General features: G+C 45.5%; 15 protein-coding genes. 8 read left to right on the top strand and 7 right to left on the bottom strand.

Annotated elements, in window-relative coordinates:
- The first annotated feature begins 16 nt into the window (after positions 1-16).
- The 5 genes from VIM72_RS26775 (at position 17) to VIM72_RS26755 (ending at position 4,347) form a co-directional block, all read left to right on the top strand.
- Positions 17-610 (top strand): DUF2911 domain-containing protein, encoded by a 594-nt coding sequence (locus tag VIM72_RS26775; RefSeq protein ID WP_332005884.1) that lies wholly within the window; start codon positions 17-19, stop codon positions 608-610.
- Between the two features lie 378 nt (positions 611-988).
- On the top strand, positions 989-2,128 hold the full coding sequence (locus VIM72_RS26770; protein WP_332005883.1) for a cystathionine gamma-synthase: 1,140 nt from the start codon (positions 989-991) through the stop codon (positions 2,126-2,128).
- 143 nt (positions 2,129-2,271) lie between these two features.
- A complete protein-coding gene (locus VIM72_RS26765; protein ID WP_332005882.1) occupies positions 2,272-3,045 on the top strand; it encodes a TIGR02757 family protein in 774 nt (257 codons plus the stop codon).
- A gap of 16 nt (positions 3,046-3,061) precedes the next feature.
- The gene (locus tag VIM72_RS26760; RefSeq protein ID WP_332005881.1) at positions 3,062-4,003 is read left to right on the top strand and encodes a DUF6263 family protein; all 942 of its coding nucleotides are present in this window, start codon (positions 3,062-3,064) and stop codon (positions 4,001-4,003) included.
- On the top strand, positions 4,003-4,347 hold the full coding sequence (locus VIM72_RS26755) for a hypothetical protein (protein ID WP_332005880.1): 345 nt from the start codon (positions 4,003-4,005) through the stop codon (positions 4,345-4,347). The genes VIM72_RS26760 and VIM72_RS26755 overlap by 1 nt, the downstream gene beginning before the upstream one ends.
- Positions 4,348-4,392: 45 nt before the next feature.
- Here VIM72_RS26755 and VIM72_RS26750 read toward each other — a convergent pair whose 3' ends face one another.
- Positions 4,393-5,049, bottom strand: coding sequence for a sterol desaturase family protein (locus VIM72_RS26750; RefSeq protein ID WP_332005879.1), 657 nt, complete (start codon positions 5,047-5,049; stop codon positions 4,393-4,395).
- Between the two features lie 173 nt (positions 5,050-5,222).
- On the bottom strand, positions 5,223-6,470 hold the full coding sequence (locus VIM72_RS26745) for a serine hydrolase (RefSeq protein WP_332005878.1): 1,248 nt from the start codon (positions 6,468-6,470) through the stop codon (positions 5,223-5,225).
- Between the two features lie 117 nt (positions 6,471-6,587).
- Between VIM72_RS26745 and VIM72_RS26740 the strand changes: the two genes are divergently transcribed.
- Together VIM72_RS26740 and VIM72_RS26735 are read left to right on the top strand one after the other, a co-directional pair.
- Positions 6,588-7,601 (top strand): fumarylacetoacetate hydrolase family protein, encoded by a 1,014-nt coding sequence (locus VIM72_RS26740; RefSeq protein ID WP_332005877.1) that lies wholly within the window; start codon positions 6,588-6,590, stop codon positions 7,599-7,601.
- A gap of 2 nt (positions 7,602-7,603) precedes the next feature.
- Positions 7,604-8,488, top strand: coding sequence for a flavin reductase family protein (locus VIM72_RS26735; protein WP_332005876.1), 885 nt, complete (start codon positions 7,604-7,606; stop codon positions 8,486-8,488).
- A 70-nt stretch (positions 8,489-8,558) separates the two neighbouring features.
- Here the strand turns inward: VIM72_RS26735 and VIM72_RS26730 are convergent, their stop codons facing one another.
- The 3 genes from VIM72_RS26730 to lysS form a co-directional block, all read right to left on the bottom strand.
- Positions 8,559-9,317: a DUF4197 domain-containing protein gene (locus VIM72_RS26730; protein ID WP_332005875.1), complete on the bottom strand. Its 759-nt coding sequence runs from the start codon at positions 9,315-9,317 to the stop codon at positions 8,559-8,561.
- A 39-nt stretch (positions 9,318-9,356) separates the two neighbouring features.
- A complete protein-coding gene (locus VIM72_RS26725; protein ID WP_332005874.1) occupies positions 9,357-10,190 on the bottom strand; it encodes a universal stress protein in 834 nt (277 codons plus the stop codon).
- Between the two features lie 157 nt (positions 10,191-10,347).
- Positions 10,348-11,862: a lysine--tRNA ligase gene (gene lysS, locus VIM72_RS26720; protein WP_332005873.1), complete on the bottom strand. Its 1,515-nt coding sequence runs from the start codon at positions 11,860-11,862 to the stop codon at positions 10,348-10,350.
- A 290-nt stretch (positions 11,863-12,152) separates the two neighbouring features.
- Here lysS and VIM72_RS26715 point away from each other — a divergent pair, with 290 nt between their 5' ends.
- A complete protein-coding gene (locus VIM72_RS26715; RefSeq protein ID WP_332005872.1) occupies positions 12,153-14,306 on the top strand; it encodes a S9 family peptidase in 2,154 nt (717 codons plus the stop codon).
- Between the two features lie 683 nt (positions 14,307-14,989).
- Here the strand turns inward: VIM72_RS26715 and VIM72_RS26710 are convergent.
- Together VIM72_RS26710 and lptC are read right to left on the bottom strand one after the other, a co-directional pair.
- Entirely contained in the window at positions 14,990-15,328 is a 339-nt protein-coding gene (locus VIM72_RS26710) for a tRNA-binding protein (protein ID WP_332005871.1), read from the bottom strand.
- Between the two features lie 208 nt (positions 15,329-15,536).
- Positions 15,537-16,088 (bottom strand): LPS export ABC transporter periplasmic protein LptC, encoded by a 552-nt coding sequence (lptC, locus tag VIM72_RS26705; RefSeq protein ID WP_332005870.1) that lies wholly within the window; start codon positions 16,086-16,088, stop codon positions 15,537-15,539.
- Positions 16,089-16,237 lie beyond the last annotated feature (149 nt).

The raw sequence follows: 16,237 nt of genomic DNA, 5'->3' as shown, positions 1-16,237 counted from the left end.
AAAGCTTTCCAGGATGATGAAAAAAGTTCTCCTTTTTGCCTTTGTAGCAGGTTTGATCAGTTTCAGCGCTGCTGCACAGGATAAAAAACTACCACCACTCGATGCCAGCCCGATGGATATGGCCTATTACCCTGTAATGTATCCCTATGTTGTAAAAGTAAAAGGCGAACCGGGCACCCTGGTGGCCAGGGTTGTTTACAGCCGTCCCCAGACAAAAGGAAGGGATATCTTCGGAAACCTGGAAGAATATGGTAAAATATGGCGGTTGGGCGCCAATGAAGCTACAGAAATTGAATTTTTCAGACCTGTGATCATTGCCGGTAAAAACATTCCGAAAGGACGTTATACCCTGTATGCCATTCCAACAGAAAAAACATGGACCATTATCCTGAATAAAGACACTGATGTATGGGGAGCTTTTAAATACGATCAGAAAAAAGATGTGGTAAGAACCGCCCTTCCTGTTTTATCGCTGGATACACCGGTAGAAGCCTTTACAATGGTATTTGAAAAAGGAGATCCGGGTGCAAATCTTATCATTGCCTGGGATAAAGTAAGCGTAAGCCTGCCCATTAAATGGACAGAAACCGCTGTTGCAAAAAAGAAGTAACACCTTCCATATAAAATGCCGCCGGGGCGAAGTAAAGCAGTAGCACACTGCAATTACTTCGCCCCGGTAACGTTTATACGAAAACTGTTTACACAGTTATTGCTTTAAAAGGAAAAAGCGGTAAGAATACCGCCTTAAGAATTTTAACCATATCCTATGAAAAACCTGAAACAAATGTAGCGCGATTACCCATATCCGTTAGTAGCTAATTGGTGAACGATATAAAAATGTTCGTAAGCGTTGAAATTTATGCGTCCATATCCTGATGTCAGCTAAAATGGACAAGTTTACCCTTTATCAATTGTAACCCCATCAATCGCAAAAACTGGAGTATATTTGAGAACCGCCAGAAATTGATCATTCTAAACTATTTAAGACATGAAGCTGGGTACAAAACTCATACACGCAGGTGTAGCTCCCGATCCGTCAACCGGCGCTATTATGACGCCGATCTTTCAAACATCCACCTATGTGCAGAGTGCGCCGGGGGTGCATAAGGGCTATGAATACGCCCGGACGCAGAATCCTACCCGCGACGCCCTCCAGAACGCATTGGCGGCCATTGAAAACGGTACGCACGGCATCTCTTTTGGCAGCGGTCTTGCTGCCACAGACGCGGTGATGAAGCTCCTGAGCCCCGGCGATGAGGTGATTGCCACCAACGACCTCTATGGGGGTACCTACCGGATCTTTACCAAAGTGTTTGAACGCTATGGTATCAGGTTCCGGTTTATAGACATGTCTGATGCCAGGAACATAGAGTCCCATATTACCCCTCAAACCCGGATGATATGGCTGGAAACCCCTACCAACCCGCTTTTAAAGATCATAGATATTACAGCCTGCGCCACCATAGCCCGCAAAAGCGAAGTAATCCTTTGCGTGGATAACACCTTTGCATCGCCTTACCTGCAAAATCCGCTGGACCTGGGCGCCGATATCGTTCTGCATTCAGCCACCAAATACCTGGGAGGACATAGCGACGTGGTGCACGGTGTAGTGATTGTAAAAAATGAAGAACTCGCCAAACAGTTGTATTTTATCCAGAACAGCTGCGGCGCTGTGCCTGGTCCGCAAGACAGCTTCCTGGTACTGCGCGGCATTAAAACATTACATGTGCGTATGCAGCGCCATTGTGAAAACGGTGAAGTGGTAGCCCACTTCCTCCGCAACCACCCCAAAGTGGATAAGGTATACTGGCCGGGATTCACCGACCACCCCAATCATGATATCGCTAAACAACAGATGAGAGGCTTCGGCGGAATGATGTCTTTTACCCTGAAAGATGATAGCCTCGAAGCAGCCAACCGGATACTGAGCAATACCCAGCTGTTTGCCCTGGCAGAATCACTGGGCGGAGTAGAATCGCTGATAGGCCATCCTGCCAGCATGACGCATGCCTCCATTCCCCGTGAAGAAAGAGTAAAGAACGGCCTGGCCGACTCCCTGATCCGGCTGAGCGTGGGTATTGAAGATGCTGACGACCTGACCGGCGATCTCGCAAAAGCCATCGGTTAAGTAATAGATTTTAATTCTTATGCGGTAAAAATTATCTTTACCGGGAGCGTAAATATTTATCCTAACCATATCCAGCGCCCTTTTATATCTGAATAGAGAATTCCGGTATAAAAAGGCTTATGGTAATACACGTGATTTAACTTATGAAGATCCAGAAACTAAGGGAGTTCTTAGATGCCAAGGCGGCATATTATAATCACCCGGACTTTATAGCTAACGATCCAGTTAGCATACCGCACCGGTTTAGTGTATTGCAGGATATTGAAATCGCCGGCCTTTTTGCAGCTATACTGGCTTGGGGAAACCGTACCAGTATCATCAACAAATGCACAGAGCTGATGAAAATGATGGATGACTCGCCGTATGATTTTATCCGTCATCACCAGCCGAAAGACCGTATGAAATTACTTTCCTTTTGCCACCGCACCTTCAACGGCCTGGATCTGCTGTATTTTGTAGAATTCCTCCAGCATTATTACATGAATGTAACATCGCTGGAATTTGCCTTCAGTGCGCACATCACCCCCCAGGATGAAAACGTGGAAAAAGCCCTGATAGGATTCAGGAAAGTGTTTTTTGCCCTGGAGCACCCGGAAAGGACTACCAAGCACATTGCTACCCCGGCAAAGAACTCCGCCTGCAAGCGATTGAATATGTATTTACGCTGGATGGTGAGAAATGATGAAAATGGCGTGGATTTTGGACTTTGGCAGCACATATCACCTTCGCAACTGGTATGCCCGATGGATGTACATGTAAGCAGGGTGGCCACCAGGCTGGGGATAATAGAGGAGGCGAAGGCCGACTGGAAAACAGCCACCGCGCTCACGCACCAGCTGAAGAAACTGGATCCTGACGATCCTGCCAAATATGACTTCGCCTTATTTGGCCTGGGAGTGATTGAAAAATATGTCTGATAAAATAAACATGATAATGAAAAGAATCCTGGGACTGATTGCAATGGTAGTAACACTGTCTTTATCCGTTAAAGCACAGGAATACGTGGACCTGAATTATAAGTTCAATAAAGGCGAACTGTTTGAACTGGAACAGAAGAGCCGCAGTGAAACCTATATGACGGTGAATGAAGTGGTGCAACGGACCACCCGCGATTATAACAACATCATTGCCATGGAAGTAACCGCCGTGGAACCAGGTAAAACCACGCTCACCTTTCGCTATAAAGATCTTAAGTTCAATTTCAACGCTAAAAACCAGAACATCTATGTAGATGCAAAGGTCACCAAACAGGAGGAACCTTTCCAGGCCGGCCTGAAAAAAGTATTGGACCAACCCTTCACCGTGGAAATTCAATCCACCGGGATCATCAATAAAATAGATGGCCTGGAAGGCATATTGGACAATGCCTCCAGCGCTTTCAGCTCGCTCAAAAAAGATGAACAGGAAGCCTATAAAAAACTGATGAAAGACCAGTTTGGAACAGAAGCATTCCAAAGCTGGCTGGAACAGCTGCTCATCATGTATCCTGCACATGGCATTAAAACCGGTACGCAATGGGAAGAAAATGTGCCACTGCGCAGCGGGCTTGTAGGCCGGATAGACCTTTACTGGAACCTGCAAACCTGGGATGCACAAACCGCCAAAGTTGGCGGTACCTCGAAAATCAATACAGACAAGGTACAAATGCTTACCCTCGATGATGGTATCAAAGCTACCGCGGAGATCAGCGGTACCACTTCTTCCAATTACCTGATCAACCGCAGCAGCGGCTTACCAAGCATCTGCGTGCAAAACACCGAGATGTCAGGTAACTATACCTATAAAGCGGATAAGGCGAAACGCATTAAACACGACCTGAAAGTACCGGTAAAAGTAGTTACCAATGCATCGTATAAAATAAAACAGATGAAGTAATGACTCCACTGCCAGCGCAATATCTCCGGGAAACAGCCGCATGGGCACAGGACAACTTTGAAATAAGTGTACCCGTGAATGTTAGTTATGAACAACTTGGGGAGATACTCGCAGGCAAACTACAGCAACTGATCAGCGAAGATTTCTCCAGGTTCATTTTCCTGCTATATCGTACGGATGTAGCGGAAAAAAAAGTGAAAGGAATACTGGAAGATGCGGCAACTACGGGAGAAGATCCGTATAAAGCCATCGCAGCGCTGATCATAGAAAGACAACTGCAAAAAATAATATCCCGGGCTACCTACAAACAACATGATTTGCCCGACGATGAAGAAAGATGGTAAAAGAAGAGGGGTGATGCTTCCGCATCACCCCTCTTCTTTTAAAACTTAAAATGTCAGTTCCTTCACTTTTTCCTTATCCTCTTTTTCCTTTTCCAGGTCGAAGAAAGTGCCGAATACATGATCCCATACGGAAGAACTTACCCCAAAGCCTTTATCCTCACTTTTATAATGGTGAAGATGGTGATTGCGCCACAGCGGCTTCATAAACTTCAGGGGCGGGTTCCACGCATGAATAGCGTAGTGCATGCTGCCGTAGATCAGGTATCCCAGGAGAAAGCCCGGGAAAAACATAAATGTGATTTCACGCAGGAAGATATACTGCATGCCAAAGATGGCGGAAGCCAGTATCAGGCTGGGCACCGGAGGCATAAATAAACGCTGCTTGTCTCTCGGGTACTCATGGTGATTACCATGCATTACATAAATGAAACGCTGCACCCTGGGGTTATCACTCGCAAAGTGAAACAAAAAGCGGTGCATAATATATTCAAAAAACGACCAGAATAACATGGCCCCAACGAATATACCTGCAACTGTACCGGGTGTAAAACCCAAGGTGTTGTGGCTATAATAGAGCATATAGCCAATAATGGGCAGATACAGCCCCCAGATCACCAATGGATGCGTTTTGGTAAGCATCTCAAGATACTGGCTTTCAAATAATCTTGCCTGTCCTTTGTTCTTAATCTTTTCAAACTTCATAGCTCCCAAATTTTAGAGTGCAGTTACGGGATATGAATAAAACCTTCCTTATTTACCCTGGCAGCCGCCTCAAAAATGATGCGCATTTTGAAGATGGCTGTCATTATCGAACGCAAAAATACAACGTTCATGGATTATTTCGCTCACTATAAATTCTATTTATCCCACTGCCGTCATTCTTTATAGTTTATCCTGAAATTTTGCAGATCAGGCCGGTGTTTCCGCCTGCGCTCCAATTCATACCTGTAAATTATTTCCCCCACTTCCCTGAAAAAAGGGTGCCCCTCTTCTTCATATTCATATTTATTATCATTTAAAACACCGTCCCGGTTCACATAAATATTGCCCGTAAGCATAAACTCCACTTCATGCTTAAAGTCTACAATATAGGCCGCATCCGTAAGGAAGCCGTATGACCAGCCGGCTTTATTAAATACACGTATATACGGAGGAATGCTTTTCTTCCCCGCCTTGAAAAAAAAGAATTTCGTATAACTGTCGTAATACTCTGCGGTGTCATACTTCGGCCACAGGGTTTCAGACGGGTATTGCGACATATAACGGTATAAAAAACGGTAATCATCTTCCGAAATATCAAACCGCTGTGATACCGGCACACTGGCAGGAAATAGTACAGACTGCAACAGCTGCTGCAAATCAACAAGCGGCAGGTTATTATGTTTGGTGAAATCCATCGGGGTAAATATCAGCCTGTCGTTTTTATCCAGGTAAGCCTGCCCCAGCTTTACTTCCCTGCTGAAATCGAATGTCAGGCTGCTGTATGCCGCCGGTTGTTCGTATACCAGCTTCCCGTTATCCACAAAACGCACGGGATTGGTATGCCGGTTCTCTTCTTCCGTGAGCGGCATAAACCGGCGCACAATACGTACATCCTTATATCCTTTTGCCCAAAGCTTTTCATGGATGGTTTGCTGGCCCACAAATTCATACAGCCTGTTGTAAGCGTCGTTATCACTGACCAGGAATATTTTTTTGATATAGTGCTCTACCGATGGCAGCAGATCCGCAGCCGAGCTGTCTGTATGCACAGTTACCTGCCCCTGCCAGGCACTGTCTGTGAGCATAGGCGTATTCCTGCGGAGCCCGGGCACCTGTAGCTCGTGCATCTTTTCCAGCGCCAGCAACGCAATAGGTAACTTCACCGTGCTGGCCGGGTTAAAATACTTTTTGCTGTCTACTTCCAGGTAGTAGCTCTTAAAATGCGGACGGTTACGGGCATCCCGGTCGATCTGCGTATAGATAAGCTGATAGCGGAATGAATCAGGATATTGCAGGATGTGCCGGAGTGCGGGAGAAGCCTCGCGGTCCAGCAGGTTTTTCAGCAGCGTATCTGTGCGGGGCTGGGCCTGCGCAATCGATAACTGGCCATACATCAGGAGTAGCAGCAAACAGCAACGCATATTGGTGGTTCTGTTTATAAATATAAAGTAATTCGCCGGCAGGCAAAAAAATAGCCACTGCTTTTAACTGCCATTCTTATATTTGATCCTTCATACAACCAGAACAATTACCAAACCATGAAATTAGTAAGTTATTTAAGAGAAGAAACAGACCAGCTGGCCATCCTGGTAAACGGTTTGTTATACAATACACAGGAACTGCACCCCGACCTGCCTAACAATATGGGCATGTTCCTCATGATGTGGGAAGAGGTAATAGAGATTGCCAAACAGACCGATGCCCTCCTGAAGGAAGGTAAGCACCCGGGCTCTGCTACCGGCATTCCCGTAAACAGCGTGCAATTGCTTTCGCCGGTACCATTCCCTACTTCCTGCAGGGATGGATACGCATTCCGGCAACACGTAGCCGCTGCCAGGCGTAACCGCAAAGTACCTATGATCCCGGAGTTCGACCAATACCCCATCTTCTATTTTACCAATCATAATGCTATCCAGGGGCCAGGAGAGATAGTATGTATGCCCGACCATTTCGAAAAACTGGATTTTGAACTGGAAGTAGCCATCGTTATCTGTAAGGCAGGCCGTAATATCACCGCTGCTGAAGCAGACGATTACATTGGCGGATACATGATCATGAACGATATGAGCGCACGCACCCTGCAGATGGAAGAAATGCTGCTTAACCTGGGACCCGCCAAAGGCAAGGATTTCAGCACCGTGGTAGGCCCTATGCTGGTAACTGCCGACGAACTGGAACCTCTCAAAGTGCCTGCGAAAGACGGTCATACCGGCAATAACTTCAACCTGAAAATGACCTGTAAGGTGAACGGCATCCAGGTTAGCGAAGGCAGTATGGCAGATATGGACTGGACCTTCGCAGAAATTGTGGAGCGCTGCGCCTATGGGGTCAATATCCTGCCCGGCGATATTATTGGCAGCGGCACGGTAGGTACCGGCTGCTTTCTGGAACTGAATGGTACCGGCAAACTGAATAACCCCGACTACACCGAACAATGGCTGCAACCCGGCGATGTAGTGGAAATGGAAGTATCCGGCCTGGGCATTTTATCCAATACCATCGTAAAGGAAGATACCGACTTTTCCCTGCTGGCACTTAAGAAAAAAGCATAACCATGCAGATAGATCCATCACAGGTAAAAACAAGTGAGCTGCATGCTTACCTACTGGGCGCAGTAGCGCCCCGTCCTATTTGCTTTGCCAGCACGATTGATGCCAGCGGACAGCCGAACCTATCGCCCTTCAGCTTCTTCAACGTGTTTGGCTCCAACCCGCCAACGCTAATCTTTTCCCCCTCACGCCGTGTGCGTGATAATACGGTAAAGCATACACTGGAAAATGTATATGCCACCAAAGAAGTGGTGATCAACGTGGTAAGCTACAATATGGTGCAGCAGGCCTCTTTATCGAGCTGTGAATACCCGGCTGGTGTAAATGAATTTGAGAAGGCAGGGTTTACCCCGGTTAAATCGGAAAAAGTACAACCGTTCCGGGTAAAGGAAAGCCCGGTGCAAATGGAATGTGTTGTTAAACAAATTATTGAAACAGGGCAGGGTGGCGGCGCCGGCAACCTGGTGATCTGTGAACCGGTAATGCTGCATATCAATGAAAATATACTGGACATTAACGGCAAAATAGATCCGCATAAAATAGACCTGGTGGCCCGTATGGGAGGTGATTACTATTGCCGGGCCTCCGGTGATGCCGTTTTCGAAGTGGCTAAACCCAATACCAAACTGGGCATCGGCGTAGATGCGTTGCCGTTGGCCATCCGGAACAGCCGTATTCTTACCGGCAACAACCTGGGGCAACTGGGTAATGTTCATGAAGTACCTTTTGTAGATGCCACCTTTCATGATGATCATCTCAAAAACATTATCCAGTACTACAGCGTAACGCCGGATGAAATGGAAAAGGAACTACACTATTATGCAAAGAAATTGCTGGATGAAGGGAACATAGCGGCCGCATGGCAGATATTACTGGCAGGCAGCTATTAATGTTACAGGATAAAAAAAAGAGAGGGCCGGGAATTATGCTCCCTGGCCCTCTCTTTTTTTATTGTTGCTATTATTTGGCGCCGAACACTTTCTTTAGCAGATCTGTTGTTCTTGCAGCAGGATTGGCGCGGATGGCCAGTTCCTCTTTCGCTATCTGGTCAAATAAAGCATTTACCGCCATGGTAGTTACATAATCCTGCAGGTCGGGATTTACTTTATTGAAGGTAGTAGGCAGCTTGTTGTAGCTATTTACGATATCTGCATAATAACGGGTAGCGCTGGTGCTGTCCAGCGTTTTCTTGATCACTGGCCGGAAGGCGGTTTTCAGGGAATCCGTTGTTTTGCTTTTAAAGAAATCTGTGGCAGATGTATTGCCGCCTTTTACCAGGTTAAGCGCGTCGGTGAGGGTCATTTGTTTGATAGCGCCTACGAAAATAGGGGCTGCATAACCTACCGCTTTCTCGGCGGAACGGTTAATTTGCAGGATGGCCTTATCTACCTGACTACCCAAACCAATGGCCCGCAGGGTATTACCGATTTTCACGGCATCTTCCGGCAGTAATAGTTTATATATGTCACTTCCAAAAAAACCATCCTTTTTATTAAGCTTCGCAATACCGGCAGCCACTCCTTTTGAGAGCGCCTCCTTGATGGCGGAACCGGCATCAGATTCCGTTAAACCTGCAATAGAAGTACTACTACCGGTACCTGTGCTGCTACTCTTGTTGGTAGCGGTTTCCAGTTGTTTACCCAGTTTCTTCAGCAGCTGGGCCTGAGTTGCCTGCAGGCTAAAGAAGCCCAGCAGTACCAATAATGAACGTTTAAGCATAGTGTTATTATAAATATTAATATCTTTCAAAAGTATAAATTATTCGTGTAAAGTCAACAGTGGTATATGTGTCTGATACGCCAGTTTGGAAGTACGGCTGCGTTTAAAAATACTTTCAAATAACCCATGTTTTTTGGGGATCGTAAGAATCAGATCAGCCTTGTTTTCTTCGGCAAATTCCGCAATCCCGGCTACTACATTGGGATTATCAATGAAGTGATATTCCGGTTGGAAATCTTCCAGTAACGTATCCAGCATCAATGTTTCAAAAGGCGTGTCGGTGCTGAAATGCCGGCTTTCATGGTCTATATTGATCACATGCAGTTCTGCATTAAAAATATGCAGTAGTTTTTTCAATGGCTCTACCGGTGTGGTGTCTGCCACCTTCCGGAGGTCTGCCGCGAAAACGATCTTTTCTATATGTTTATATTTTGCAGACCCGGGCACGATCAGCACCGGGTAGCTGGTATTCTTCACTACATCGATCGTATTGGAGCCTACCAGTACTTCCTCCAGTTTGCTGCCACCGGTAATGCCCATTACAATCAGGTCTACCCCCTCATTTTTACATACGTCTTCAATAGTTGCCGCCAGCAGGGTATTGTCTGCCCGTGTTAGCAGGGTAGTGCCTTCCCCGGCAAGGGGCGCCAGTTCCGTTTTCATTTTCTCCAACCCTTCCAGGCTGGCAGCTCTCAGATCATCCGGGTTTACCATCGGGATCATGGTAGGTACATCCGGAATAGGTACAATCAGCTCATATGCGTGGTATAATACAATGCGGGTGGCTCCCAAACTGTTTCCCAGGGCAATAGCGTAGGTAGCGGCATTATAAGCGGTATCCGAAAAATCAGTGGGTACTAATAATGTTTTCATATGGGCTAATTTTAAGATACTAATAGCACTACTTAAAGTTAACGATGTGCATTGGTATATGAACGCTTCATGAAAATTTAATGCCACATTTACCCCTGGATAAAGCAAAAAGGCGAATGACCCTAGCCATTCGCCTTTTTATTTTATAAAGATGATCTTATTTCTGTTGTTCCGGCTTCATCTGCGGGAAGAAGAGCACATCCTGGATAGAAGGCTGGTTGGTCATCAGCATGGTTAAACGGTCAATACCTATACCTATACCGGAAGTAGGCGGCATGCCATATTCCAGGGCGCGCAGGAAATCGTAGTCGATATACATGGCTTCATCATCGCCGCGCTCCATCAGCTTTACCTGTTCTTCAAAACGTTCGCGCTGATCAATAGGATCATTCAGCTCACTATATGCATTGGCAATTTCCTTACCGTTTACCATCAGCTCAAAACGTTCTACCAGGCCTGCTTTGCTGCGGTGTTTCTTGGTGAGCGGGCTCATTTCTACCGGGTAATCGGTAATAAAGGTAGGCTGGATGTAGTTGCCTTCGCATTTCTCACCAAAGATTTCATCTATCAGTTTGGCTTTGCCGAATTTAGCGTCTACATGGATGCCCAGTTGTTTGCACACGCCGCGCAGCTGTGCCTCATCCATTGCGGCAATATCAAAACCGGTATGCTCCTGTATGGCTTCATACATGGATACCCGGCGGAAAGGCGCTTTGAAATCGATGGTTTTATCGCCTACCTGTACAAGGGTGGTACCATGTAAGGTGAGGGCAATTTTTTCCAGCAGGGATTCTGTGGTGCGCATCATCCATTCGTAATCCTTATAGGCCGCATACATTTCCATTACGGTAAATTCCGGGTTATGCGTACGGTCCATTCCTTCGTTGCGGAAATCCTTTGCAAACTCGTATACTCCTTCAAAACCACCCACGATAAGGCGTTTCAGGTACAACTCGTTGGCTATACGAAGATAAAGGGGCATATCCAGCGCATTGTGGTGCGTGATAAACGGACGGGCGGTTGCCCCACCGGGAATCGGCTGCAGGATAGGCGTTTCCACTTCCAGGTATCCCAGGTTGTTGTAGAAGTCACGGATCGTTTGCATGATCCGGGTGCGTTTAATAAACACTTCTTTTACTTCCGGGTTAATTACCAGGTCGGCATAACGCTGGCGGTATTTGAATTCCGGATCTGTTACCTCGTCAAATACTTCTCCCTCTTTGGCTTTTACCACTGGCAGGGGGCGCAGTGATTTGGACAGGATGGTGATTTCCTTCGCATGGATGGAAGTTTCACCGGTTTTGGTTATAAAGGCATAGCCTTTTACGCCTATAAAGTCGCTGATATCCAGCAGTTTCTTGAATACGGTATCGTACATTGATTTATCTTCCCCAGGGCAGATATCGTCCCGGCGGATATATACCTGGATGCGGCCAACGCTGTCCTGGATAACGGCAAATGCAGCCTTACCCATGTCACGAACGCTCATGATACGGCCTGCCAGGCATACTTTCTGGAATTTGTCCTTTGTTTCTTCCGAATAATTGGTTTTTATGTTTACGGAAGTATCATTTACCGGGTATTCGGCTGCAGGGTAGGGGTCTATACCTAGGTTATGCAGCTCCTGTAATTTTTCCCGGCGTATAATCTCTTGCTCAGATAATTGTGTCATGTAGTAATTTAATTGCACTAATGGAGTGCAAAAATAGTAAAAAGGGCTGTAAGACTACAGCCCTCTTATTTTTTGACCATATCCTATGAAAACCATACTAAAGATAACCGCTTCCACTGCTATTTACAGCCCCAATTAACCATCGCGGGTAAATCTTTCATATCTGGCAGTATTTGGCCTGTTGCCGGTTTGCGGGCGTTGCCCGTTTGTGTAAATTGTGACCGCTATTTTTTAGTTATGCTTATTTTCGTCCGCTAACTACAACAAAACAACCACCTGATATTTTACAAATGATGAGAAGCGAACAATGGTTAAAACCAACCACGATCGGCAGTGCAGGCTTATTGCTGCTCACTGCTCCCTGTTTAAAAGCCCAGCAAAAGCAGGATCTTACTTTTGAACAGGCTTTTAAAGGCCAGGCTACCAATATCATCCAACCGTTACCGGCTATCCGCGATTGGACAGATGGAGAACATTACCTCGAAATGCGCCCCGATGCTGCAAATGGCCGCATGCAGGCATGGTCAGTAGATGCCCGTACCGGTAAAGCAACCGTTTATACGGCACCGGTAGATGGCCCCAGTGTAGAGGTTCGCGAGAAAGATGTTTTTTATAAAGCTGCAGATGGCAATACCACCCGTTTAACAAACGATGCGGCAGAAGAAAAGAACCCAACCCTTTCACCTGATGGAAAATATGTGGCTTTTACCAGGAACAATGACCTTTACAGCGTGGAAGTAGCCACTAAAAAAGAAACCCGCTATACAACCGATGGCTCCGATGTAATTTACAACGGCTGGGCATCATGGGTATATTACGAGGAGATCCTCGGCCGGCCAACACGCTACCGCGCTTTCTGGTGGAGCCCCGACAGCCGGCAGATCGCCTACATGCACTTTAACGATTCCAAAGTACCCGTATTCCCTATCTACAGCGAGAAAGGACAACATGGCTACCTGGAAAACACCCGTTACCCAAAAGCCGGCGATCCCAATCCCGCTGTGAAAGTAGGCGTAGTACCGGTTACCGGGGGCCCTACCGTTTGGGCCGATTTCAACGAAAACGACGATCAGTACTTCGGCATGCCTTTCTGGACCGCCGATAGCCGGCAATTGTGGATGCAATGGATGAACCGCGGACAGGATAACCTGAAAATATACAGCATCAATCCCCAAAGCGGCGCCAAAAAGGAAATCTATGATGAAAGACAAAAAACCTGGATCGACTGGTTTGATGCCGTTCCTTTCCTGAAAAATAACCAGGGCTTCTTGTTGCAAAGCGATAAAACAGGCTGGTCGCACCTCTACCTCCATAATATGGATGGTACCCTTAAAAAGCAGCTGACTTCCGGTAACTGGACCGTGAAAGAGGTATTACAGATAGATGAAAAAAATCAACTGGTATACTTCACTGCCCGCAAAGAAGCCTCTACCCGCTTCGACCTGTACAAAGTGAGCATAAAAACCGGCGCATTAACCCGCCTCACTAACGGCAACTATAATAATGTGATCAAACTGGCGCCAGGAGGTAAATACTTTATCACTACCTATTCCAACCTGCAAACACCTTCAAAAATGGCCCTGCTGGATAATAACGGTAAACTGATAAGAGAACTGGGCGACAGTAAAGGAACCAGGTTTGGTGATTTCAACCTTGCTAAAACCACTTTACAAACCTATAAAACCCGCGATGGACTGGTTTTGCCACTTACCATTACCATGCCCCTCCATATGGAGCCTGGCAAAAAATACCCGGTCCTGATCAGCATTTATGGCGGTCCCAACGCAGGTACGGTATATGATACCTGGAAATACAGCAATGTACAGCAGTGGTGGGCCCAGGAAGGAGTGATCCAGGTAGCCATAGATAACCGCAGCAGCGGCCAGTTGGGTAAAATGGGGATGAACTACATCCATCGCCAGCTCGGTAAATATGAAATTGAGGATTATATGGACGCCGCAAAATGGCTTCGCTCACAGCCATGGGCCGATAGCAGTAAAATATGTATGACAGGTGGAAGTTTTGGCGGTTATATGACCTGTATGGCCCTCACCTATGGCGCAGAGGTGTTTAACTATGGCATGGCCAATTTTGCGGTAACCGACTGGCAATTGTACGACAGCCACTATACTGAACGCTATATGGACACTCCGGCAGAGAACCCTGAAGGCTATAAGGCCACTTCTGTAATGACCTATGCCGACAAATACAAAGGATTGATCCGTATTGTACATGGCACTATGGATGATAACGTGCACATGCAGAACTGTATCCAGCTGATCGACAAACTTGAAAACCTGAATAAGCACTTCGAGTTTATGCTGTATCCCGGCGAACGCCATGGATGGGGAGGCTTAAAAAGTGTACATTCTTCCGGGGAGTCTTACCGTTTTATCTATAATCACCTGCTGGATAAACCTTACCCGGAACAGTTCAATAAATAACCAATTCTAAATCAATAAGCTACGGCCTGGCACACAGATATACGCCTGTATCTGTTTGTTGGGCCGTAATATTTTTATGTGTTATGGAAATTACCGGTGTAGAAAGAAGGCAGAGGGAAAATAGGACTTTAGAAAAAGAAACAGGGCTGCAAGACTACAGCCCCGAAAAATTTTAACCATATCTTTATTGAAAAACCTATACCAAAGGTGGTCGATTTTTATCACACTGCGATGCCCATTCTAGTGAATGATATAATTTTTCCGGTAAACGTATGAAAAGTGAAGGTGAACGTATAGAGCCAAAAAACGCTTCATGATAAGCTCCCATATGAGTTTTAGCCCGCAAATAATTGATTGTCAACCCCAATAGGTGTTTAAACAGTTATTTTACCCGTTTTGAAGTTTTTTCGGGCGAAAACATAAAAAAAGGGCTGGTAAGAATACCGCCCTTGTAATAATTTTAACCATATCCTATGAAAAACCTAGAACAAAGATATACCGCCGGTTTTTAGTATAGATTTCATTTCCGTGAACGATGTATTATTGTTCGTAAACTGATGATAATGGATAATAACTTATTATATTATTTTAATAATATTATTATTGAAATTTATAATTAGATAATTTTAAAATTTATTATCGACTTATAATCACTGATAAAAATAGTTTTTACAGGTTATTTATTAAGCTATACGTTGCCCGTTTGCCACTTTTATACCCGGCTCAAGTAACACCACTTCCTTTTTATCGCCCACGGCCCCCAGCACGAGGCATTCTGATATAAAGTTGGCGATTTGTTTTGGCGGGAAGTTCACTACTGCCACAATCTGCTTTCCGATAAGATCTTCTTTCCGGTAAAGGTGGGTGATCTGGGCTGATGATTTTCTGATACCGGTTTCCGGCCCAAAATCAATAATTAACTGGTAAGAAGGGTTACGTGCTTTGGGAAAGTCGTTTGCTTCCAGGATAGTGCCCACTCTCATTTCTACTTTTTCAAAATCGGGCCAGCTGATAGTTTCCATGCGCTAATTTTTTGCCTAATATAGCCATCCCCGTTATTGTGAACAACATCTGCCTAAATATTATAAGCGGTAGCAAACAATAGCTGAAAGTCAGCAAACTGGCATAATTATTGACTTTTAAGGTCAAATTTTAGGTTAAAAAATAGGTTAAAGCGAAAGAACCCCACCTATATAGGTGGGGTTCTTTCGTATAGATATTTACGTTATATCAGTTGAGCGCAGCGGTGCTATCCTGCACAGTAATAGGGCCGCTTACCTTTAATATCTTCTTTTCGCTGAAGTCCTGGTTGGCTTCCAGTCCCCATCCATGCAGGGAATCGGTAGGCGTTTTAATAAACACTTCTTTTGTGGAATAGAAGATCTTTCTTTTCGGGTCCCAGTTCAGTTCCTTTGTATCCAGGCGTTCTCCTTTCTTATTGATCACAATCACGCTATCTGATAGAAATACATCTCCGTCATCTTCCATAAATTTCCCTTTTTTGGCAGAGAGTGTGCTTTCAAGTCCCAGGGAATCGTTATACATAAACACTTTCAGCCCGTTATTAAAAGCTACATAAGTGGGCTTATCCAGGCCGCGCTCCATCGTAGGGCCTGTTAATTTCGCATTTACCTTTCCGCCCTGGCTGAATATAATCACAATATCCTGCCCGTTTTCCGTAGCGGCCTTTTTCGAATCCAGCTCCATTACAGCATCAATATCGTTTTCACAGCTGCTAACGGCGAGGGCTATTATAAAAAATAAGATGGTTCTCTTAATCATTTGAATGGATAATGCTTCAAAGATAGGAATTCAGTATAAGCTTTCAACTTCCTGAAAAACGAAGCGGAGATATAAGCGTAGTCTGTGTTTACTTAGCTTATATCTCCGCTGCATGTATATCTGCAAAAATAATTATTCGTATTTGCGTT

Source organism: Chitinophaga sp., from assembly GCF_036569185.1.
Classification (GTDB): domain Bacteria; phylum Bacteroidota; class Bacteroidia; order Chitinophagales; family Chitinophagaceae; genus Chitinophaga.
This window is presented reverse-complemented; position numbering and strand designations above follow the sequence as displayed.

What these genes read in the sequence shown, in the direction of transcription:
- VIM72_RS26775 (WP_332005884.1), top strand. Translation starts at nt 17, where the DNA reads ATGAAAAAAGTTCTCCTTTTTGCCTTTGTAGCAGGTTTGATCAGTTTC.
- VIM72_RS26770 (WP_332005883.1), top strand. Translation starts at nt 989, where the DNA reads ATGAAGCTGGGTACAAAACTCATACACGCAGGTGTAGCTCCCGATCCG.
- VIM72_RS26765 (WP_332005882.1), top strand. Translation starts at nt 2,272, where the DNA reads ATGAAGATCCAGAAACTAAGGGAGTTCTTAGATGCCAAGGCGGCATAT.
- VIM72_RS26760 (WP_332005881.1), top strand. Translation starts at nt 3,062, where the DNA reads ATGAAAAGAATCCTGGGACTGATTGCAATGGTAGTAACACTGTCTTTA.
- VIM72_RS26755 (WP_332005880.1), top strand. Translation starts at nt 4,003, where the DNA reads ATGACTCCACTGCCAGCGCAATATCTCCGGGAAACAGCCGCATGGGCA.
- VIM72_RS26750 (WP_332005879.1), bottom strand. Translation starts at nt 5,049, where the DNA reads ATGAAGTTTGAAAAGATTAAGAACAAAGGACAGGCAAGATTATTTGAA.
- VIM72_RS26745 (WP_332005878.1), bottom strand. Translation starts at nt 6,470, where the DNA reads ATGCGTTGCTGTTTGCTGCTACTCCTGATGTATGGCCAGTTATCGATT.
- VIM72_RS26740 (WP_332005877.1), top strand. Translation starts at nt 6,588, where the DNA reads ATGAAATTAGTAAGTTATTTAAGAGAAGAAACAGACCAGCTGGCCATC.
- VIM72_RS26735 (WP_332005876.1), top strand. Translation starts at nt 7,604, where the DNA reads ATGCAGATAGATCCATCACAGGTAAAAACAAGTGAGCTGCATGCTTAC.
- VIM72_RS26730 (WP_332005875.1), bottom strand. Translation starts at nt 9,317, where the DNA reads ATGCTTAAACGTTCATTATTGGTACTGCTGGGCTTCTTTAGCCTGCAG.
- VIM72_RS26725 (WP_332005874.1), bottom strand. Translation starts at nt 10,190, where the DNA reads ATGAAAACATTATTAGTACCCACTGATTTTTCGGATACCGCTTATAAT.
- lysS (WP_332005873.1), bottom strand. Translation starts at nt 11,862, where the DNA reads ATGACACAATTATCTGAGCAAGAGATTATACGCCGGGAAAAATTACAG.
- VIM72_RS26715 (WP_332005872.1), top strand. Translation starts at nt 12,153, where the DNA reads ATGATGAGAAGCGAACAATGGTTAAAACCAACCACGATCGGCAGTGCA.
- VIM72_RS26710 (WP_332005871.1), bottom strand. Translation starts at nt 15,328, where the DNA reads ATGGAAACTATCAGCTGGCCCGATTTTGAAAAAGTAGAAATGAGAGTG.
- lptC (WP_332005870.1), bottom strand. Translation starts at nt 16,088, where the DNA reads ATGATTAAGAGAACCATCTTATTTTTTATAATAGCCCTCGCCGTTAGC.